At 65.8% G+C, this 20,620-nt stretch carries 15 protein-coding genes and 1 tRNA gene; 10 read left to right on the plus strand and 6 right to left on the minus strand.

Annotation, left to right across the window (positions count from 1 at the left end):
* Positions 1 to 34 precede the first annotated feature (34 nt).
* Positions 35 to 1,546, plus strand: coding sequence for an Asp-tRNA(Asn)/Glu-tRNA(Gln) amidotransferase subunit GatB (gene gatB / locus ACTJKY_RS12630; protein WP_440846506.1), 1,512 nt, complete (start codon positions 35 to 37; stop codon positions 1,544 to 1,546).
* Positions 1,547 to 1,559: 13 nt separating this feature from the next.
* Positions 1,560 to 2,177, plus strand: coding sequence for a peptidylprolyl isomerase (locus ACTJKY_RS12635; RefSeq protein WP_440846507.1), 618 nt, complete (start codon positions 1,560 to 1,562; stop codon positions 2,175 to 2,177).
* 6 nt (positions 2,178 to 2,183) lie between these two features.
* Here ACTJKY_RS12635 and ACTJKY_RS12640 read toward each other — a convergent pair whose 3' ends face one another.
* From ACTJKY_RS12640 to ACTJKY_RS12650, 3 genes are all read right to left on the minus strand, one after another.
* On the minus strand, positions 2,184 to 2,903 hold the full coding sequence (locus tag ACTJKY_RS12640; RefSeq protein ID WP_440846508.1) for a Crp/Fnr family transcriptional regulator: 720 nt from the start codon (positions 2,901 to 2,903) through the stop codon (positions 2,184 to 2,186).
* An 83-nt stretch (positions 2,904 to 2,986) separates the two neighbouring features.
* Positions 2,987 to 3,178 carry a hypothetical protein gene (locus tag ACTJKY_RS12645; protein WP_440846509.1) on the minus strand — a complete coding sequence of 64 codons (192 nt, stop codon included), beginning with the start codon at positions 3,176 to 3,178 and terminating at the stop codon, positions 2,987 to 2,989.
* A 16-nt stretch (positions 3,179 to 3,194) separates the two neighbouring features.
* A complete protein-coding gene (locus ACTJKY_RS12650) occupies positions 3,195 to 3,377 on the minus strand; it encodes a hypothetical protein (RefSeq protein ID WP_440846510.1) in 183 nt (60 codons plus the stop codon).
* 112 nt (positions 3,378 to 3,489) lie between these two features.
* Here ACTJKY_RS12650 and ACTJKY_RS12655 point away from each other — a divergent pair.
* Positions 3,490 to 3,574, plus strand: a tRNA-Leu gene (locus ACTJKY_RS12655).
* Between the two features lie 58 nt (positions 3,575 to 3,632).
* Positions 3,633 to 5,240: a trigger factor gene (gene tig / locus ACTJKY_RS12660; RefSeq protein WP_440846511.1), complete on the plus strand. Its 1,608-nt coding sequence runs from the start codon at positions 3,633 to 3,635 to the stop codon at positions 5,238 to 5,240.
* 197 nt (positions 5,241 to 5,437) lie between these two features.
* Here the strand turns inward: tig and ACTJKY_RS12665 are convergent, their stop codons facing one another.
* The 3 genes from ACTJKY_RS12665 to ACTJKY_RS12675 form a co-directional block, all read right to left on the minus strand.
* Positions 5,438 to 6,922: a glycoside hydrolase gene (locus ACTJKY_RS12665; RefSeq protein ID WP_440846512.1), complete on the minus strand. Its 1,485-nt coding sequence runs from the start codon at positions 6,920 to 6,922 to the stop codon at positions 5,438 to 5,440.
* On the minus strand, positions 6,919 to 8,286 hold the full coding sequence (locus ACTJKY_RS12670) for a glycoside hydrolase family 27 protein (protein ID WP_440846513.1): 1,368 nt from the start codon (positions 8,284 to 8,286) through the stop codon (positions 6,919 to 6,921). Before ACTJKY_RS12670 ends, ACTJKY_RS12665 begins: the two co-directional genes overlap by 4 nt.
* A 62-nt stretch (positions 8,287 to 8,348) precedes the next feature.
* On the minus strand, positions 8,349 to 9,056 hold the full coding sequence (locus ACTJKY_RS12675; protein ID WP_440846514.1) for a FadR/GntR family transcriptional regulator: 708 nt from the start codon (positions 9,054 to 9,056) through the stop codon (positions 8,349 to 8,351).
* Between the two features lie 228 nt (positions 9,057 to 9,284).
* Here ACTJKY_RS12675 and ACTJKY_RS12680 point away from each other — a divergent pair, with 228 nt between their 5' ends.
* The 6 genes from ACTJKY_RS12680 (at position 9,285) to ACTJKY_RS12705 (ending at position 20,608) form a co-directional block, all read left to right on the plus strand.
* Positions 9,285 to 12,020 (plus strand): TonB-dependent receptor, encoded by a 2,736-nt coding sequence (locus tag ACTJKY_RS12680; protein WP_440846515.1) that lies wholly within the window; start codon positions 9,285 to 9,287, stop codon positions 12,018 to 12,020.
* A gap of 124 nt (positions 12,021 to 12,144) precedes the next feature.
* The gene (locus ACTJKY_RS12685) at positions 12,145 to 13,650 is read left to right on the plus strand and encodes a tryptophan halogenase family protein (RefSeq protein WP_440846516.1); all 1,506 of its coding nucleotides are present in this window, start codon (positions 12,145 to 12,147) and stop codon (positions 13,648 to 13,650) included.
* An 81-nt stretch (positions 13,651 to 13,731) separates the two neighbouring features.
* Positions 13,732 to 16,983 (plus strand): glycoside hydrolase family 2 TIM barrel-domain containing protein, encoded by a 3,252-nt coding sequence (locus ACTJKY_RS12690; RefSeq protein ID WP_440846517.1) that lies wholly within the window; start codon positions 13,732 to 13,734, stop codon positions 16,981 to 16,983.
* Positions 16,983 to 18,530, plus strand: a complete 1,548-nt coding sequence (locus ACTJKY_RS12695; RefSeq protein WP_440846841.1) for an alpha-N-arabinofuranosidase — start codon at positions 16,983 to 16,985, stop codon at positions 18,528 to 18,530. The genes ACTJKY_RS12690 and ACTJKY_RS12695 overlap by 1 nt, the downstream gene beginning before the upstream one ends.
* A complete protein-coding gene (locus ACTJKY_RS12700) occupies positions 18,527 to 19,882 on the plus strand; it encodes a family 43 glycosylhydrolase (RefSeq protein ID WP_440846518.1) in 1,356 nt (451 codons plus the stop codon). The genes ACTJKY_RS12695 and ACTJKY_RS12700 overlap by 4 nt, the downstream gene beginning before the upstream one ends.
* A gap of 102 nt (positions 19,883 to 19,984) precedes the next feature.
* On the plus strand, positions 19,985 to 20,608 hold the full coding sequence (locus tag ACTJKY_RS12705; protein WP_440846519.1) for a superoxide dismutase: 624 nt from the start codon (positions 19,985 to 19,987) through the stop codon (positions 20,606 to 20,608).
* The last annotated feature ends 12 nt before the right edge of the window (positions 20,609 to 20,620 follow it).

The following is a 20,620-nucleotide window of genomic DNA, read 5'->3' on the forward strand; positions in this document are numbered from 1 at the left end:
AGGCACGCATATCCCATTACCTTGTGAAGAGCACATGGCGACCAAGACTGCATCGAGCTACCGAATCCAGGGCGAGACCGGCGAATGGGAGGTCGTGATCGGCCTCGAAGTCCATGCGCAGGTGACGTCGAACGCCAAGCTGTTCTCGGGCGCGGCGACGGCGTTCGGGGCGGACCCGAACAGCCAGGTGAGCCTGATCGACGCGGCGATGCCCGGCATGCTGCCCACGCTCAACCGCGAGTGCATCCGCCAGGCGGTGCGCACCGGCATGGCGATCGGCGCGGTGATCAACAAATGGTCGCGCTTCGACCGGAAGAATTATTTCTATGCCGATCTGCCGCAGGGCTATCAGATCAGCCAGCTCTTCCACCCGCTGGTGGGCGAGGGTGAAGTCACGATCAGCCTCGACGACAAGGATCCCGAGGCCGAGGTGAAGTCGATCGGCGTCGAGCGCATCCATGTCGAGCAGGACGCCGGCAAGCTGATCCACGACCAGCATCCGAACCGCTCCTATGTCGATCTCAACCGCGCCGGCGTGGCGCTGATGGAGATCGTGTCGAAGCCGGACATGCGTTCGCCGGCCGAGGCGGGGGCGTATCTGTCGAAGCTGCGCGCGATCCTGCGCTATGTCGGCAGCTGCGACGGCAACATGGACCAGGGCTCGATGCGCGCCGACGTCAATGTCTCGGTCCGCAAGCCCGGCGAGCCGTTCGGCACGCGGACGGAGACCAAGAACGTCAACTCGGTCCGCTTCGTGATGCAGGCGATCGAAGTCGAGGCGCGCCGCCAGGTCGAGGTGCTGGAGAGCGGCGGCCGTATCGTCCAGGAAACCCGGCTGTTTGATCCGGATCGCGCCGAGACCCGCTCGATGCGCTCGAAGGAAGACGCGCATGACTATCGCTACTTCCCCGATCCCGACCTGCTGCCGCTCGAACTCGACGACAGCTTCCTCGAGGATTGCCGCCAGAGCCTGCCCGAGCTGCCCGACGCCAAGCGTCGTCGCTATGAGGAATCGCTGGGCCTGACCCCCTACAACGCCGCGGTGCTGACCGCCGAGGCGGAGACGGCGCGCTGGTTCGAGGCCCTGCTCGCCGAGAGCGCGCGGATCCAGAAGAAGGGCGAACAGGAAGTCGCGCGTTCCGCGGCCAACTGGCTGCTCTCGGACCTCTACGGGGCGCTCAACCGCCTCGGCAAGGGCATCGAGGAAAGCCCGGTCAGCCCCGAGGCGGGTGCCGAACTGCTCTCGCTGATCGCTGACGGGACGATCTCCAACACGCTGGGCAAGCAGGTGTTCGAGATCATGCTCGAAACCGGCGAAGCCCCCGGCAAGATCGTCGAAGAGCGCGGCATGAAGCAGACCAGCGACACCGGCGCGATCGAAGCGGTGATCGCCGATATTCTGGCCAAGAACCCGAACCAGCTGGAGCAGTACCGCGGTGGCAAGGAAGCCCTGTTCGGCTTCTTCGTGGGCCAGACGATGAAGGCGATGGCCGGCAAGGCCAATCCGGCGGTGGTCAACGAGCTGCTGAAGAAGGCGCTGAGCTAAGGGAGGCGCGGGGATGTTGCGTAGACTGGTCGTCCTGGCGCTGTGCTTGGTGCCGCTGGCCGCTTCGGCGCAGACCGCGCCGGTGCCGGCATCCCCGCCCGCCAATCCCAAGGTCGCGATCGAGACCAGCGCCGGGCCGATGGTCGTCGAGGTCTATCTCGACAAGGCGCCGATCTCCGCGCGCAACTTCCTGCGCTATGTCGATGCCAAGCGGCTCGATGGGGTGGTGTTCTACCGCACGGTCAGACCGGCGGAGAAGTTCGGCTTCGTCCAGTTCGGCATCCAGAACGCGCCGGCCAAGATGTTTCCGCCGATCAAGCACGAGCCGACCACCGAGACGGGCATCAAGCATCTCGACGGCACGCTCTCGCTGCCACGGCTGGCGCCGGGCACCGCCCGCGGCGAGTTCACCATCATGGTCGGCGACCAGCCCTCCTTCGATGCCGACCCGAGCAAGCCCGGCGACAATCTCGGCTATGCGGCGTTCGGCCGGGTGATCGAGGGCAAGGACGTGTTGCTCAAGATCCTCGATGCGCCGACCTCACCGACCAAGACGCTGAGCGGCAGCTTCAAGGGCGAGGTGCCGGAGGTACCGGTGAAGATCGTCTCGGCCCGCCGCATCGCTGGTTGATCCGCCTCAGAGCGGGTGACGGTCCAGGTAGAGATACCCGGGATCGAATTCGGCGAGCCTTTTGAGGCCGGGCAGGTCCTGGAAGGCGACGCGGCCGTTGCGGAACTCCATCAGCGTGCGTTCGCGCAACTCGCGCAGCACGCGGTTCACATGCACCGGCGTGAGGCCCAGGCATTCGGCCAGTTCCGCCTGGCTAATCGCGAGCCGATAGCCGTCCTCCTCGGCAAGCCCCACGGCGCCGAGCCGCACGTGCAGTTCGCAGAAGAAGTGCGCGGCGCGCTGGATCGCCGATCGCCGGCCGAGTGACACTTCCCACTCCCGATGGATCGCCGCATCGACATTGGTCGAGAACCACATGATCCTGGTGAGATGCGGCAACGTCTCGGTGATCTCGCGGAGCCGCGTGTGCGAGGCCCGCGCGATCGTGCAGGGCGTCAGCGCGAGCAGCGAATGGTCGAGTCGCTTGAGCGTGAAGCCGTGCAGATCGGCGAAATCGCCGGCGACATGGACATGGGTGATCTGCCGCTGACCGTTCTTCAGGTCCTTGTACCGGCCGATCAGGCCGTCGAGCAGCAGGGTGGAATAGTTCAGCTCCTCGCCCGCGCGCACGATGGTGCGGCCGGCCGGATGGGTGACTGTGTCGACAATCGTCCCCTGCAGTGCAGCCGCTTCGGCCGCGTCGATCGTATCGCGGAGTCGGAGCTTGAGCAGGTGGCGTTCGATCATCGCTACGTTTATCTCCAACAAGGTGACAGCGACGCTACCGTGCGGAGGTCGGGCCGCTGTCATCGCAGGTGTGGGGGAGGGGGTTATTGCTGGTTGAGATCCTGGTTCTTCACGACCCCATCGGCGCCGTTTTCGCCACCCGCGCCCAGCGGCACCGCTTTGGGGAGCGGCGTGCCTTCCTTGGCGGCCGCATCGGCGGCATCGGAGCGGGCTTCCACAGCCTGCTGGATGTCGGAGCGCGGATCCTCGCGATCGTCGTTGGTGATGTTCGGCATGGAAAGTTCTCCTGGTTCAGGCAACGGGCTGGCCGGGGGTGATGCCGGGATCGATGCTCGGCGTGGTGTCAGGCGCGGGCACGTCGATATCGGGACCGGGCGGATTGATCTCCGGCGGCGGGCCGCCGGGCTGGCCGGGATCGGGCGCGGGCGCTTCGGGCGGCGGCGTGGTAGGCTGGATGGGGGGCTCTACCGGCATGGGGCGTCTCCTGTTCGTTTCAGCCCCAACGCCTTGCGGCGCCCAATTGTTGCTTCGTACTTGCCCCGAACCCCATGACTGCTATAGAGCCCGCCGACCGGCGGTGTCCCCTGCGGGCGTGGCGGAACTGGTAGACGCGCTGGATTTAGGTTCCAGTATCGAAAGATGTGGGGGTTCGACTCCCTTCGCCCGCACCAGTCCTCGCGGCTGATGTGTGGTACACCGCAATTCCGAATTCTTTTAGAAAGCGTGAGAATGCAGACTGTCGAGACGTTGAACGAGGGCCTGAAGCGCGCCTTCACGCTGAAGATCACCGCCGCGGACATCGACTCGAAGGTCGATGCCGAGGTCAAGCGGGTCGCTCCGCAGATTCGCATGCCCGGTTTCCGTCCCGGCAAGGTGCCGATCAACCTGGTCCGCAAGATGCACGGCGAGGCGCTGACCCAGGACGCGCTCAACAGCTCGATCCAGGAAGGCATCCAGAAGCTGATCGCCGATCACAAGCTGCGCCCGGCGATGCAGCCGTCGGTGAGCCTCGAGGGCGAATATGCCGTTGGCGGCGACGCGGAAGTGAAGGTCGAGCTGGAAGTGCTCCCGGACGTTCCGACCCCGTCGATCGAAGGCCTGAAGCTGGAGCGCCTGACGGTGCCGGTGCAGGATTCGGAAGTGCAGGAGCAGCTGAAGCAGCTCGCCGACCAGCAGAAGCGCTGGGACGATGCGGCTACGGGCCATGCCGCGACCACGGGTGACCAGGTCGTCATGGACTTCGCCGGCAAGGTCGACGGCGTCGCCTTCGAGGGCGGCACCGGCGAGGGCATGGCCGTCGAGCTCGGCTCCGGCCGCCTGATCCCGGGCTTCGAGGAGCAACTCGAAGGCGTGAAGGTCGGCGACGAGAAGCAGCTCAACGTCACCTTCCCGGACGATTACGGCGCCAAGGATCTGGCCGGCAAGGCCGCGACGTTCGACGTCAAGATCACCGCGGTGCAGACCGCCGGTGAGACCAAGATCGACGACGACATGGCGAAGGCGTTCGGCCTCCAGGATCTGGAGCAGCTGACCGGCCTGCTGAAGGGCCAGATCGAGCAGCAGCTCAACGGCCTGACCCGCACCCACATGAAGCGCAAGCTGCTCGACCAGCTCGCCGCCGGCCACGACTTCCCGGTGCCGCCGTCGATGGTGGAAGCCGAGTTCGACCAGATCTGGCACCAGCTCGTCCACGAGACCGAGCATGAGGAAGATCCGGCCGCAGCGCTGGCGGAGCTCGAGAGCGAGCGCGACGAATATCGCGCGATCGCCGAGCGCCGCGTGCGCCTGGGTCTGCTGCTCAGCGAGATCGGCACTGCCAACGGCGTGGAAGTGACCGCGCAGGAAATGAACCGCCTGATCGCGCAGGCCGCGCAGCAGTACGGCCCGCAGGATCGCCAGCGCTTCATCCAGTATGTCCAGCAGGAGCCGATGGCGGCTGCCCAGCTGCGCGCGCCGCTGTTCGAAGACAAGGTCGTCGACTTCCTGTTCGACAAGGCCGAGATCAGCGACCGCGAAGTGACCAAGGAAGAGCTGGAAGCCGCGATCGAGAGCGAAGACGGCTTCTCGTCGGGCACCCACGTCCACGATCACGACAACCACAAGCCGAAGAAGAAGGCCGCCAAGAAGGCCGACGCTTCGGACGAGGCCGGTGAAGAAAAGCCCGCCAAGAAGCCGGCTGCCAAGAAGGCCAAGGCCGACGACGCCGAGCTGGCCGCCGAGGGCGATGCCGAGCCGGTGAAGAAGGCCAAGAAGGCTGCCAAGGCCGAAGGCGAGGCCGAAGACGCCGCGCCGAAGCCGAAAAAGGCAGCGGCCAAGAAGAAGGCCGACGCCGAGTGATTTGAGAGGGGGCCGGAACGAAAGTTCCGGCCCTTTTTCTATGTCCCCCTGATCCTCCCCTGGAAGGGGAGGTGGCGCGCGTAGCGCGACGGAGGGGTGTAGACGCTGGTGTGTCGGATGCCTGCCCAGCCGGGACACCCCTCCACCACCGCCTTCGGCGGCGGTCCCCCTCCCCCTCCGGGGGAGGATCTTTCGCTTCAGCGCAGCGCGACGATCAGCGTGGTGACCGCCTTGGGCTCCGCCAGCGCTTCCACCGATACCGACGCCGCGTTGCGCGTAGCATCGGTAACGACCCGCTCCACCACCTTTGCCCCGGGCACGCCGATCGTCAGCCGCCGCGGCACCACGCCGCCATTGACGTGCACCAGCACCAGCTGCGTGCCGTCCGGCGACACCGCGCCGACCGTGTCTGCATCGTCCACCGGCACCAGGCGATAGCCCGGCCGAATGTAGCGGCTGAACTGCGCCATCGCCCAATATTTGCGCGTCACGTGGATCGGATGCTGGGGGGCGCTCGCAGGCGTGTAGGCCATCTTGACGATGCCCCAGTTGCTGCCGCCGGCGGTGCCATCACCCTTGTCGCTGCTCTGGCGCTCCACCGCCTGCCAGAACACCCAGGCGACCGGCTCCAGCCGCTTGAGATCGTGGACGACATGCTCGGCAAAGGCGAGTGGGCTCGCCATGCCGTCGAAGCTCTCGGGGTCCTTGTCGAGCGGAGTATCGTTCTCGCTCATCCACAGGCGGATGCCATGCGCGCGGGCGATGTCGCGCACCGCGGTCTGGTGGACGGTGCCATAGCTATGGACGTTGAGCTGGCCGATCCGCGCGCGTGTCGCCGCCGGATAGCCTTCCCAGTCGCGCACGAAAAGGTGTGAGTTGGTCTCGTCGGGCGCGGCGATCACCGTCTTAAGGCCATGCGCCTTGAGCGCGCGGTCGGACGCGTCGATCATCAGCGCCTGGCGCGCGGGGCTCCAATGCGCACCTTCCTGGGTGTTCTTGGCGAACCAGTAGTCGGTATTCGGCTCGTTGACCGGCGACAGCGTGCGGAAAGTGATGCCGTGGGCCTGTTGCAGCTTGTCCACCACGATCGCCAGATATTCGGCGAAGCGCGCCTCCTGGCCTGGCCGGAGATTATCGTCGGTGCCCTTCTCGGCGCCCGACACCTTGCCGCTGACGGTCATGAACCAGGGCGGCGAGTTGGAGAAGGCCTCGAAAATCGGCGTCTTCACCCGGCGCTTGATCGCATCCAGCCACCAGCGCTGGTTGGCATCGGCCGACCAGTCCCACATCGCCGGATCGGCCGGGTTCCACCAGTCGCTGCCGGTGGCGCCGGTCGGCCGGCGCCAGAAGCCTGGCACGTCGGCGCCGAGGCGGAGATAGGGTTTGGTCTCGGGCGCATCGCCTCCGCCGATATTGTAGCGGGCGATTGTCCAGCCGAGCCCACCGGGCCCATAGAACAGGTCGGCGAGCTTCTCGCGCACCGGGTCGGGATAGCCGCCGGTCACATGTGCGAACCAGGCGAGCGCGGTGCCCCAGCCTTCGAAGGGCTGGCCGGGCCGCTGGAGATCGGGCCGCAGCGTCAGCGTCACCGCCGGCTCGGCTGCGGGGGGCGGGGGGCTGGTCTGGGCGAGCGCGGCAGGGGAGGCTGCGAGCAGCAGCGACAAGGCAAGCGTGCGGATCATGCGGGGCGTACTCGGTAGAGGGCGGCACCATGGGGCGGCAGCGTGCGGGCGAGGCGGAGCGGGCCGGGGCCTTCGTCCTTGCCCTCCCACAGGTTGCGGATCTGCGCTCTGCCCGACAGGCCGAGCAGCCGCAGGTCGAACGCCGCCTCGCCGGGTTTGTCGCCGGTGTTGAACAGCGCGACATAATGGCCGCCCTTGGCCGCGCGGGCGGTCCAGACGCGGCGATCGTCGGCGACGAACCAAGGGCGATTGTCGCTGCTCGCCTGGTTCACCGCGATCACCTCGCGATTGGTGAGCAGCGCCCGGGTGGGCGCGTCGAGATGGCGCAGGTCGCCGCCCATGATCAGCGGCGAGCGGGCGATCGACCAGAGCGTCATCAGCGTGCGCTGCTCGTCCGGCGTGAACTTGGTGTCGCGCTGGCCGAGCGCGAGGCGGCCGAGCGGCAGCATGTCGGCATCGGGCCAGGCACCGGGCCGGGTGTGCGGGCTCCAATTCTCCAGCCGGGTGAACTGCGCCTCAAGCATCTTCCAGTCGTCCCAAAAGTCGTCCGAGATGCGCCACATCTGCGCGTGCCGGGCGACATGGTCCGCGCGCGGCACCGGGGTCTCGCCCGGTGACAGGCTCAGCAGGATCGGGCGGCCGCTTGCCTTGATCGCCTTTGCCGCGGCCTCGATTTCCGGGGCATGCGCGTCATAGGGGCGGCTCATGTCGTCCATCTTGACGAAGTCGACGCCCCAGGAAGCGAGCAGCGCGAAGACACTGTCATAATAGGCCTGGGCGCCGGGCTTGCGCATGTCGACGCCGTACATGTCCGGGTTCCACGGGCAGATGCTCGCGGTGTCGGCGATGTCGGCCGCGCGGACGCCGTTGGTGCCGAGTACGGCCAAGTTGCGCTCCACCGCCAGCCGGGGAATGCCGCGCATCAGATGGACGCCGAACTTCATGCCGAGGGCATGGACCTTCGCGGCGATGGCCGAGAAGCCCTTGCCGTTCGCGGCCGAAGGAAAGCGGTTGGGGGCGGGGAGCAGCCGGCCATACCCGTCCAGCGTCGGCGCGGGCTTGGCGTTGTAGGTATAGCTGCTCGCATCCGGCTCGTACCACTGGATGTCGATGGTGAAGACGTCATAGCCGAAGGGCAGCAGCTCGCGCGCCTGGATCGTCGCGGTCTCCAGCGCCTGGGCCTCGGTGATCGTCGTGGCGAAGCTGTTCCAGCTGTTCCAGCCCATCGGGGGGGTGGGGGCGAGCAGCGGCGCCTTCGCCGCGGCGGTCGCGCGCGGGGCCGCCGCGAGGCCGCCGACGAGCACGGCCCCCTTCAGCACGCCGCGCCGGCCGACCTCCCCCTTGCGTGCGATCGTGTCAGGCATCGGCGTCTCCCTGTTGTTTTGTCTGACTATAATGGGGCGAAGATGAGGTCAACGCTGGGCGCTCACGCCTTGAGCGACGATTCCGTGTCTTCCTGCGCCTGGAGAATCAGCGTGATCGTGGCGGCGCGCGCGGCTGCCGGATCGCCGTTGGTGATGGCCGCGAACAGGTCTCGGTGCAGCGGGATCGAATCGCGCAGCTGCTTGGCCTTGCGGTGCTTGAACAGCGTCGTCGCACGCACCGCCGCACCGATGCTGCCGGACAGGCTGATCAGCAGATCATTGGCCGTGGCCTCCAGGATGATGTTGTGGAACTGCTGGTCGGCGGCCTGCCCTTCGGGGTTCGACAGCCCGGCTTCTTCCATCAGTTCGAGCGCGTGGCCGAGGCGCCCGATCTGCCGCGTCGAGCGCAGGCGCGCGGCCATTTCAGCGGCGGCGGGCTCGACGATCATGCGGAGTTGAAACAAACTTTCCACGAAGGCCATCGGCGGCTCGCCTTCAAACATCCAGGCGAGCAGGTCCGGATCGAGCAGGTTCCAGTCCGCCCGCGCCCGCACCCGCGTGCCGGCCTTGGGCCGGCTTTCGATCAGCCCTTTGGCGGCAAGCATGCGCAAGGCCTCGCGCACGACGCTGCGCGACACGCCCCGCGATTCGGCGAGATCGAGTTCGCCGGGAAGAACGGCCCCCGGAAGATAGCGGCCGGTCGCGATCGCGACTCCAATCTCGCGTGCAATCGATTGGTGCGCCGGGTGGCGCTTTCGTCGTTCCCTCAATGGCTTGCCCCCGTGTGATGAGGCGATTTTGCGGGGTTTTCGCGTGGCGTGCCAGCCCCAATCACGGCCGCTGAAACAACTTGTCTTACAAATATGATCGTATATGTTGTCCGACAACTGGTGCGGCAATGCGCAAAGACGTAGTAGGCTCGCCGGTGCCTTTGGGAGGATGGGATGAAGGTGTCTTCGCGTTTTTCGTTGGTCGGCGTTTCGTTGATCGCGCTCATGATGGGTGCTGCAACGGTGCCTGCCTTTGCGCAGCAAACTAATGGCCAGCCCGCGGACGGCGAGGGCGAGATCGTCGTGACCGGCGTGCGAGCAAGCCTGCGGTCCGCACAGGCGCTGAAGCGCAATTCCGATCAGATCGTCGACTCGGTCCAGGCCCAGGACATCGGCAAGCTTCCGGATGCGAATACGGTCGAGGCACTGCAGCGCATCACCGGCGTGCAAATCCAGCGTCGCTATGGCGAAGGCGCCACAGACTTCGACCATCGTACCCAGCCAGCGATCACCGTTCGCGGCCTTACCCAAGTCAGCAATTTCATCGACGGCCGCTCCGCCATCTCCGCATCCGGCGGGCGCACGCTAGACCTCGAGGCGGTGCCGCCGGAACTGCTCGCCGGCATCGACGTTTTCAAGAACCCGCCTGCCAGCACGATCGAGGGTGACGTGGCTGGCGTGGTCAACATTCGCACGCGGCTTCCGTTCGACCAGCCTGGCCAGCTGATCAGCCTCACCGCCAAGGGTAATTATTATGATCGCGCCGACAAGTTCGGCGGATCGCTCTCCGGCTTGTATAGCAATCGCTTCGAGACCGGGATCGGCGAGATCGGCTTCCTGGTGAATGCCAGCTATGCGCGGAGCTCCTACCGGCAGGACGCGATCCTGATCGGCGCTTATGGCCCGATCCCGGCCGGCATCAACATCCCCGGCGCGCCGGCGAATGCACAGGTACCGTTCGGCGAGCAAATCTATGACGATGGCGGCGATCGCAAGCGGCTCGGTGTTGCTGGCGCGGTTCAGTGGCAGGCCTCGGACAATCTCCTGCTGACCGGCCAGGCGCTCTACTCGCGGTACAAGTTCTTCCGGCAGGGCAAATACTTCTACTACAACAATAACGGCAATACGGTCACGACGCCTCTGAACGGCGCGGCGTTTACCTTCGACAGCGCCGGCTATGCGACGTCGGGATCGCTCGCCAACCAAGTGTTCGAATCGTCGCGCTTCGACCAGGACCTGACCAACACGACAGGCAACTACACGCTCAACGCGAAGTGGAAGGTCTCCGACCGCCTGCGGATGACGTTCGACGCCCAGTATCTCAAGTCGACCTATAATGCCGATCGCAACGGGTTCGTGATTTCGCTGTACGATCAGACGGGCGAGACGCCGTATACTGCGAAGAACCAAAGCATCGTAGACTTCGATCTGCGGGGCTCCAAGCCGGTTTGGAGCGTTCGCAACCCTGCGCTGCTCTCCGACCCGAACAACTATGCATTCACCTACATGGCGGATGCGCTTCAGCGGAACGACGCCAACAACAAGTCGCTGCAATATGACCTGGAATATGACGTCGATGGCGGCTTCCTGAAAAAGCTGCGCGGCGGCGCGCGCTATTCTAACAGCACGATCGACTTGCGCGGCACTTGGAACGCCTTCTGCCTGCTGCCCACGGGCGCCAACCCGAGCTGCTCGTCCGCCAACGGTATTCCGTTCGTGCCGCTTTCCCAGCATCCCGAGCTTGCGCTCAAGGGCCCCACGCCCAACTTCTTCGACGGCAGGACGCTGAACGGCGGGATTCTCTATCCCAACTTCGAGCCGGGCACCAGCCTGTGGGACAGCCTCACCAAGACCGAAGCGCTGTTCAATACGACGCCGAAAAACTATTTCGCACCGGCCGATCTCAACCACCAGACGGAAGAGACGATCGCTGGCTTCGCGATGGCGGATTACGACACGACCATCGGCGGGTTGCGGATCGACGGCACGATCGGCGTGCGGGTGGTGCGCACCAACACCGGATCGACCGGCACCATCTTCAACAGCGATGGCTCGTCGGCAGCGATCGACGTCAATCGCAGCTACACCAAGGCGCTGCCCAGCTTCAATTTCCGGGCGCACCTGACCGACACGCTGCAGGCGCGTCTGGCTTTCTCCAAGTCGTTCGCGCGGCCCAATTTCGACACTATGTCGACCAACGTCACGCTCAACCCGGCGACTCAGAAGACCTTCCAGGTCAAGGACTCAAGCGGCAACGTCATCGCCGCTTACCCGACGGGCAGTTCGGGCAACCCCTATCTGAACCCGATCACTTCGACCAACTATGACGCCACGCTGGAATGGTATTTCGCCCCCACCGGGTCTGTGACGGTCGGCGCCTTCTACAAGGACGTGAACGGTTTCCTGGCGAGCGGCACGCGCTTCGCCACCTTTGGCGGCACCGAATATGCGATCGGCACGACGCTCAATACCGGTGCCGGCAAGATCAAAGGCTTCGAGGCTGCCTATCAGCAGTTCTTCGATTTCCTGCCCGGTCCGCTTAGCGGCCTTGGCATCCAGGCCAACTATACGTTCGTCGACAGCGACGTGACCAACCCGTTCGCCTCGGCGGGATCCGACATCCCGACGCGGGTGCCGCTGGAGAAGCTGTCCAAGCACAGCTACAATCTCGTCGGCCTGTACGAGAAGGGGCCGATCCAGGCGCGCGTGGCCTGGAGTTGGCGTGGAAAGTATCTGGATACCACCCAAGGTAGTGGCGCTAACGGTCTGGCGCAGTATCAGAAGCCTTATGCGTCGCTGGACGGGTCGATCAGCTACAATCTGAACCAGCATATCGCTGTGTCTGTGGACGCGGTGAACCTGCTGAACCGTATGAACGTGACGTATATCGGCACGCCAAGCCAGCCGCTGCAATATACGCTCAACGACCGGCGCTTCGGCTTCTCCCTGCGCGCGACCTACTGACGACGTGCGATCGATGCCGGCATGTTATACTCATGCCGGCATCGTTCCTGAGGAGCATGCGTCTCGTGTCTGTCTCGATGCCCCAAAGCGCGACAACGTCGCGTGTTTGTAGCGGTACCGTTCTATGAGCACGCCGCTTTCGCATATCGCGGTCATCGGCGGCGGCACCGCGGGCTGGATGGCGGCGGCCGCGCTCAGCCGGGTGCTGGATACGCGCGCCATCGCCGTTACGCTGGTCGAGTCCGAGGCGATCGGCACGGTGGGGGTGGGCGAGGCGACGATCCCTCCGATCCAGGCATTCAACGCGCTGCTCGGCATCGACGAAGCGGAGTTCCTCCGCGCGACCAAGGGCACCGCCAAGCTCGGCATCGAGTTCGTCGACTGGCGCGCGAAGGGTACGCGCTATTTCCATCCCTTCGGCATCCACGGCATCGATTTCGGCGCGATCCCGTTCGAGGCGCTGTGGCAGCGCGCGCGGCTGGCGGGCGAGGCGGCGCCGCTCGAAGCCTATTCGATCTGCGCCGAGGCGGCGCGGCTGGGCCGCTTCCAGCGCCCGGTGACGAGCGGCAACAACCCGCTGACCCATCTCGGCTATGCCTATCATTTCGATGCGGCGCTCTATGCCGGCTTCCTCCGCGAAAAGGCCGAGCAATGGGGCGTGCGGCGGCAGGAAGGCCGGATCGTCACCGTCGAGCGCGGCGACGATGGCGCGATCGCTGGCGTAGTGCTGGAGGACGGTACCCGCATCGCCGCCGATTTCTACATCGACTGTTCGGGCTTCCGCTCGCTGCTGCTCGGCGAGACGCTGGGGGTGCCGTTCGAGGATTGGGCACAGTGGCTGCCCAACGACCGCGCTGTCGCGGTGCCCTGTACGCTGGGGCCGGAGGGGCGTTCGCCGTTTACGCGCTCGACCGCGCGGGGGGCGGGGTGGCAGTGGCGGATCCCGCTGCAGCACCGCGTCGGCAACGGGCTGGTCTATGCGAGCTCCTATTGCTCGGATGCCGAGGCCGAGGCGCAGCTGCTCGGCAGCCTGGAAGGGACGCCGCTCGTCGAACCGCGGCTGCTGCGCTTCCAGGCGGGGCGCCGCGCCCGCTTTTGGGAGAAGAATTGCGTGGCCCTGGGTCTCGCCAGCGGTTTTCTGGAGCCGCTGGAATCGACCAGCATCCACCTCGTCCAGGCGGGGATCGCGCGGCTGCTGGAGATGCTGCCGATAGGCGGCGGCACGCCCGCGGACATCCGCCGCTACAACCGTCTGATGGCGACGGAATTCGAGACCATCCGCGACTTCCTGATCCTCCACTTCCACGCCACCGCGCGCGACGACACCGACTATTGGCGGCACCTGCGCACCTTGGAATTGCCCGACACGCTGGCCGATCGCATCGCCATCTACCGCGCCAGCGGCCGGCTCTACCGCGAGGCGGACGAGCTGTTCTCCAAGACCAGCTGGCTCGCGGTGCTGCACGGGCAGGGGGTCGACCCCGCCGGTTACGACCCGATCGCTGACGGCATGCCGCGCGACGAGGCGGCGGCGCGGCTCGCCCGGATCGCCGAGGTGACGGCGCTCGCGGCCTCCCGCATGCCCGCGCACGAGGCATTCCTGCACGAGAGCGGGGCGCTGCAACGATAAATTACACGGAAATTACTCCGAGAAATTTGACCGAAACAATCTGCCTTTGCAGTATGCCCCAGTGGGGCGGGAGGAATCAGCGTGAACAAGTTCGGGTTGCTGGCGGCGGTGGGCACGGTTGCGCTCGCCTCCGGCATGGGGATGGCGCAGGACGGGCCGAAGATCGGCGACGCGCCGCAGGTCCAGCCGGTGCAGGTCGATCCGCGGCGCCCTGATTGGGAGAACCCGGCGGTGTTCGCGCGCGGCAAGATGCCGGCCAACGCCACGCATTTTCCGTATGAGAGCCGCGCCGCCGCGCTGGCGGGCGATCCCGCCAAGTCCAGCCGCTATCTGCTGCTCGACGGCCAATGGTCGTTCCACTTCTCGCCTTCGTCGGATGCAGTGCCGGACGGCTTCGAGAAGCCTGACTATGACGTCGCCAAATGGAAGCGCATCAAGGTGCCGGCCGACTGGCAGACCGAGGGCTATGACCAGGCGCGCTATTTCAACATCACCTACCCGTTCCCGGCCAATCGCCCGCTGATCCCGCACGCGACCAACCCGGTCGGTTCCTATCGCCGCGACGTGCAATTGCCGGCGAACTGGGCCGGGCAGGACGTGATCCTGCACATCGGCGCGGCGGGTTCGGCGACGCAGGTGTGGGTGAACGGCGTCGAGGCGGGCTATTCGGAGGATTCGAAGCTCCCGGCCGAATATGATGTGACCAAGCTGCTCCATGCCGGGCGCAACACCATCGCGATCCAGATCCATCGCTGGTCGGACGGCAGCTATCTGGAGGACCAGGACTTCTGGCGCGTCTCGGGTATCGAGCGTTCGGTCTATCTGGCGGCGGCCCCCAAGGCGCGCGTGGCGGATCTGTTCGTCCACGCCGGGCTCGACTCCGCGTACAAGGACGGCAAGCTCTCGACCGAGCTGACGCTCACCGATCGCAGCGCGCCGCTCACCGCGCGGATGACGTTACTGGATGGTGACAAGGCGGTGCTGGTGCGCGAGTCCCAGCTTGCCGCCGGTCCGGCGCAGAAGCTGACGCTCGCCGCCGATGTACCGGGCGTCCGCCCCTGGACTGCCGAGACGCCCAATCTCTACACGCTGCTCGTCGAACTGGTCGATGCCGAGGGCAAGGTGGTGCAGGCGACGCCGCAGCGCATCGGCTTCCGCACCGTCGAGATCAAGAACGGGCTGGTCAGCGTCAACGGCAAGCCGATCACGATCCGCGGCGTCAACCGCCACGAGCATGATCCGGAGACCTTCCACGTCGTCAGCCATGCGTCGATGGAGCATGATATCCAGCTGATGAAGCGGGCGAACATCAACGCGATCCGCACCTCGCATTATCCGAACGACCCGTATCTGTACGAGCTCGCGGACCGCTACGGCCTCTATGTGATGGACGAAGCCGATATCGAGAGCCACGGCTATATGGATTACGCCAACAAACATGGCGAACTCCGCTCGCAATTCCAGGTCGGCTTCGATCCGGCGTGGAAGGACGCGCACGTCTCCCGTGTCGTCAACATGGTCCAGCGCGACAAGAATCACCCCTCGGTGATTATCTGGTCGCTGGGCAACGAGGCGGGCATCGGCCCCAATTTCGCGGCCGCGGCGGCCGCGGCGCGCGCGGTCGATCCGGGCCGGCTGATCTCGTATCTCGGCTGGGGCACGTGGGACGGCATCCAGGACCACCGGCCGAACGATTATGCCGACATCTACGCGCCGATGTATGATCCGGCAGTGAAGCTGGAGGATTACGCCACCAACTGGAACTTCAAGCAGCCGGTGATTCAGTGCGAATATGCCCATATGATGGGCAATTCGGGCGGCGACCTGAAGGAATATTGGGACACGATCTACGCCCATCCGGGCAAGCTGCAGGGCGGCTTCGCCTGGGACTGGGTCGACCAGTCGATGTACCGCTATACCAAGGATGGCCGGCGCTATTGGGGCGACGGCAGCGAATATGGCCCGAACCCCGGCGGCGAGATCGAGTTCGGCGACGGCCTGCTCCAGTCCGACCGCACGCCCAATCCGCAGCTCTACGAGTTGCGCAAGGTCTATGCGCCGATCCAGTTCGACGGGTTCGATCCGGCGAGCGGCCGGGTCACGGTGCGCAACCGGCACGATTTCCGCGATCTTTCCGATTTCACCTTCGACTGGGAAGTGCAGGAGAACGGCGTCGCGGTGGCGAACGGCACGCTGGCGACGTCGGACGTAGCAGCACACGGCGCGGGCACCATGGCGCTGCCGCTGGCAGGCATCGCCCGCAAGCCGGGCGCCGAGTATTTCGTCACGATCCGCGCGCGGGCCAAGGCCGATGCGGTGCCGCTGGTGCCGGGCGGCACGGTGATCGGCTGGGAGCAGTTCGCGCTCGATCCGGCCTATCGCACGGCAGAGGTCGCGGCGCCCACCGGCACGGTGACGACGCAGGATGGAAAGGGGGCGATCACGCTCTCGACCGGCGGTGCCACGCTGGTGGTGAACCGCGCGACCGGCCTGGTCGATCGCTATGCCGCCAGGGGCAAGACGCTGCTGAGCGGCGGGGCGCCGCATTTCTGGCGGGCGGTGACCGACAACGACATCGGCATCGGCACCGAAAAGCAGCTCGCGGCGTGGAAGGGCATGAGCGACACGCGCACCGTCTCCTCCGTGCAGGTGCAGGATCTGGGCGAGGGCGGTGCCGAGGTGCGCGTCGCCTATACCATGGGCGCGGGCGCGGTGCGCTTCACCAGCGTCTATCGGATGGCCGGCGACGGCTCGGTCGCGGTCGACGGCCGGTTCGAGCCGGTCTCGGGCCAGTTGCCGCCGCCGTTCCGCATCGGCCTGGCCTTCACCACGCCGGGCAGCCTCAAGACGGTCGAATGGTATGGCCGGGGCCCACACGAAAGCTATGTCGACCGCAAGACCTCGGCGCCGATCGGGCTGTGGCGCGGCGCCGTTGCCGAGCAGAACCATGATTACATCCGCCCGCAGGAGACCGGCAACAAGGTCGATGTCCGCTGGATGGAACTGATCGGCGGCGGCGCCGGCCTGCGGGTGCAGGGCGACACGCCGCTGATGATGAACGCGCTCGCCTTCCGCTATGCCGATCTCGACCGGCACGAACCCGGCACCTGGAAGAGCACCGATGTGGTGCCCAAGAGCCAAGGCACGCTGCTGATCGACGCGGCGCAATGGGGCGTCGGCGGCGACACCCAGTGGAGCGAGTTCGGCAAGCCGCTCCCGAAATACCGCACCCAGCTGGTGCCCACGACGATCCATTTCCGCCTCACCCCGTTCGCGGGCGAAGGTACTACCCCAGCAAAGGCGCGCCCGGCGCGCGCGACGGAGAAAGAATGATGCGAAGCCTCATCAGCGCGATCGCGCTCATCGCCGCCATGCCCGCATTGCCGGCGCTGGCGCAGACCAGCGGCGACGCCGTGACCGTGCATGGCGACAAGCCGGGCGCAAAATATGACAAGCGCCTGTTCGGCCAGTTCGCCGAGCATCTCGGCTCCGGCATCTATGGCGGCCTCTATGTCGGTACCGACAGCAAGATCCCGAACGTGAAAGGTTTTCGACGCGACGTGATCGACGCGCTGAAAGCCATCAAGGTCCCCGTGATCCGCTGGCCGGGCGGCTGTTTCGCCGACGAATATCACTGGCGGGAAGGCATTGGCCCGAAGGCCAAGCGCCCGGTGAAGGTCAACACCAACTGGGGTGGCGTGACCGAGGATAATGCCGTCGGCACCAACGAGTTCATGGACTTCACCGAGGTGGTGGGCGCCGAGCCCTATGTCTCGGGCAATGTCGGCACCGCGGCACCGAGTGAAATGGCGGAGTGGGTCGAGTACATGACCTCGCCGACCCAGTCGACGATCGCCAACCAGCGCCGCGCCAATGGCCGTGACAAGCCGTGGAAGCTGACGATGTTCGGCATCGGCAACGAGCTGTGGGGCTGCGGCGGCGACATGCTGCCGGAGTACGCCGCGGACGTCACGCGCCGCTATGCCACCTTCCTCAAGGTGCCCGAGGGCCAGAAGCTGATGAAGATCGCCAGCGGCGCCAATACGGATGATTATACCTGGACCGACGTGATGATGCGCAAGGCCGGCGACAAGATCGACGGTATCGGCGTGCATTACTACACGGTGCCTGGCCCCTGGAGCAAAAAGGGCGCCGCCACCGGCTTCGACGAGGAAAGCTGGGCGCGCACGCTTTCCAAGACGCTCAAGATGGAAGAGCTGCTGACCGAGCATAGCAAGATCATGGACAAATATGATCCGTCCAAGCGGGTCGCGCTGCTCGTCGACGAATGGGGTACCTGGTACGATGTCGAGCCGGGCACCAACCCCGGCTTCCTCTACCAGCAGAACAGCCTGCGCGACGCGATGGTCGCGGCGCTCAACTTCAACATCTTCGCGGCCCATGCGGACCGCGTGCGCGGCGCCAACATCGCCCAGATGGTCAACGTGCTGCAGGCGATGCTGCTGACCGACGGCGCCAGGATGGTGAAGACCCCGACTTATTGGGCGTTCGACCTGTACAAGGACTATATGGACGGCACGGTGCTGCCGGTCGACGTGACGTCGCGCTGGTACAACAAGGACCAGTGGACGATGCGTGCGGTCAGCGCCAGCGCGGTGCGGGGCACCGACGGCGTGGTCCATGTCGGCCTGGTCAATGTCGATCCCAACCAGCCGGCGAGCGTGAGCGTGAAGCTGGACGGCGTGACCGGCACGCAGGTAACCGGCAAGGTCCTCACCGGCGCCACGATGGACGCGCATAACGACTTCAAGGCACCGGACGCGATCCGTCCGGCGGCATTCACCGGGGCGACGCTTTCGGGCGGCACCCTGACGGTGCAGGTGCCGGCCAAGGCGATCGTGATGCTCGACATCAAGTGAGCAAGGCGTTCCTTCTGATGGTGGCGGCGGGCTTGCTCGCCGCCGCCGACGCGCCCGCGCCGCGCTGGGATGCGGCCGGCGACGGCAATCCGCTGCTCCCCGGCTATCTCGCGGATCCCTCGATCGTGCGTGATGGCGGCAAATGGTACATCTACGCCACCATCGATCCCTGGGGCGGGGACACGCTGGGGATGTGGACCTCCAGCAACGGTCGGGACTGGAGCTTCTCCACCCCGGCTTGGCCGACCAAGGCCGCGGCGACCAGCCCGACCTCGGGCGATTCCAAGGTCTGGGCGCCTTCGGTGGTGAAAGCCAAGAACGGGCGCTGGTACATGTATGTCTCGGTCGGCTCCGAGGTGTGGGTGGGCAGCGCGCCGTCGCCCGCAGGCCCCTGGGCCGATGCGCATGGTGGCAAGCCGCTGATCGCCAAGGACTTCGCGCCGGCCTATCACATGATCGACGCCGAGGCGTTCGTCGACGACGACGGCACGGCGTATCTCTATTGGGGCTCGGGTCTCAACTGGACCAACGGCCACTGTTTCGTCGTGAAGCTCAAGCCGGACATGGTCAGCTTCGACGGCGAACCCAAGGACGTCACGCCCGCCAATTACTTTGAGGGTCCGTTCCTGGTGAAGGCGGGCAAACACTATGTCCTCACCTATAGCGACGGCAAGACGACCGAAGACACCTACAAGGTCCGCTACGCGATCGGCGACACGCCGTTCGGCCCGTTCCGCGAGGGGCCGGACAGTCCGATCCTGTCTACCGATAAAAGCCGAGACGTGATCAGCCCTGGGCATCACGCGATCTTCCGCGTCGGCAAGCAGCCCTACATCCTCTACCACCGCCAGTCGCTGCCCTGGCCGCGACCGGGCGACGATGCGACGCTGCGTCAGATCGCCGTCGATCCGCTGACGATCCATGACGACGGGACTATCGCGAAGGTGACGCCGAGCCATGGCAGTGCGGTTGCGGGCTTCGTCGCCCGCCGTGCGCGCGGCCTGCCGGTCACGCTGAAAGGCGCGGCGGTGGATGCGGTCCATGGCGCCGAGCAGGCAGGGGACGACAATTACGCGACGCTATGGCGCCCCGCGACCGGCACTGCGCCGCTGCTCGTTGCCGATCTCGGCAAGGTACAGACGATCCGTACGGCGCAGTTGCGGATGGAATATGCCAACCGCGCCTACGACGTCGCGATCGAGGCCTCGGTCGATGGCACGCACTGGCGGCAGGTTGCTGCCAAGTCCGGCGCCAGCGGCTCGCCCATCGTGCTGCCGCTGGCCATCACCGCCCGCTATCTCCGCCTGCGCGTGCCTGCGGGTGCCGGTGTATGGGAGTGGCAGCTCTTCTGATCGGCGGCATCGATCAGGGGCGAAACAAAAAATGTTGCGGCGCGACGCCCTCCCATGCGTTAGGCGGGCGGACAAGCTTTCCAATTCCAAGAGGAGCATGACATGGCCTTCGAACTTCCCGAACTGCCGTACGCCAAGGACGCGCTCGCGCCGCACATGTCGGCCGAGACCTTCGACTATCACCATGGCAAGCACCACCGGACCTATGTCGACAACTGCAACAAGCTGGTTGCCGACATCCCCGAGCTGGCCGGCGCGAAGCTCACCGACGTGATCGCGTACGCCAAGGACAAGGGCATCAAGGGCCTGTTCAACAACAGCTCGCAGATCTGGAACCACAGCTTCTTCTGGCAGTGCCTGACGCCGAACTATGCGGCGCCCACCGGCAAGCTGGCCGAGATGATCACCCGCGACTTCGGCAGCCAGGAAGCGCTGGTCGAGAAGCTGAAGGCGGAGTCCGTCGGCCACTTCGCCAGCGGCTGGGGCTGGCTGGTGCTCGACGGCGACACACTGAAGGTCACCTCGTTCCATGACGGCGACTCGCCCGTCGCGCACGGCGTGAAGCCGCTGTTCACGATCGACGTGTGGGAACACGCCTATTACATCGACTATCGCAACGCGCGCCCGTCGTTCGTCGATACCATTCTGACCAAGCTGGCGAACTGGGAGTTCGTTGCCCAGAACCTCGACGGCGAAGGCGCGAGCCGCGCCGACCAGCAGGGCTGAGCCCTATAGGTC

The sequence above is a fragment of the Sphingomonas sp. 22176 genome (genome assembly GCF_052045505.1).
In the GTDB taxonomy this organism is placed as follows: Bacteria; Pseudomonadota; Alphaproteobacteria; order Sphingomonadales; family Sphingomonadaceae; genus Sphingomonas.

Coding starts and splice junctions, on each gene's coding strand:
- gatB (WP_440846506.1), top strand. CDS start 35: ATGGCGACCAAGACTGCATCGAGCTACCGAATCCAGGGCGAGACCGGC.
- ACTJKY_RS12635 (WP_440846507.1), top strand. CDS start 1,560: ATGTTGCGTAGACTGGTCGTCCTGGCGCTGTGCTTGGTGCCGCTGGCC.
- ACTJKY_RS12640 (WP_440846508.1), bottom strand. CDS start 2,903: ATGATCGAACGCCACCTGCTCAAGCTCCGACTCCGCGATACGATCGAC.
- ACTJKY_RS12645 (WP_440846509.1), bottom strand. CDS start 3,178: ATGCCGAACATCACCAACGACGATCGCGAGGATCCGCGCTCCGACATC.
- ACTJKY_RS12650 (WP_440846510.1), bottom strand. CDS start 3,377: ATGCCGGTAGAGCCCCCCATCCAGCCTACCACGCCGCCGCCCGAAGCG.
- tig (WP_440846511.1), top strand. CDS start 3,633: ATGCAGACTGTCGAGACGTTGAACGAGGGCCTGAAGCGCGCCTTCACG.
- ACTJKY_RS12665 (WP_440846512.1), bottom strand. CDS start 6,922: ATGATCCGCACGCTTGCCTTGTCGCTGCTGCTCGCAGCCTCCCCTGCC.
- ACTJKY_RS12670 (WP_440846513.1), bottom strand. CDS start 8,286: ATGCCTGACACGATCGCACGCAAGGGGGAGGTCGGCCGGCGCGGCGTG.
- ACTJKY_RS12680 (WP_440846515.1), top strand. CDS start 9,285: ATGGGTGCTGCAACGGTGCCTGCCTTTGCGCAGCAAACTAATGGCCAG.
- ACTJKY_RS12685 (WP_440846516.1), top strand. CDS start 12,145: ATGAGCACGCCGCTTTCGCATATCGCGGTCATCGGCGGCGGCACCGCG.
- ACTJKY_RS12695 (WP_440846841.1), top strand. CDS start 16,983: ATGCGAAGCCTCATCAGCGCGATCGCGCTCATCGCCGCCATGCCCGCA.
- ACTJKY_RS12705 (WP_440846519.1), top strand. CDS start 19,985: ATGGCCTTCGAACTTCCCGAACTGCCGTACGCCAAGGACGCGCTCGCG.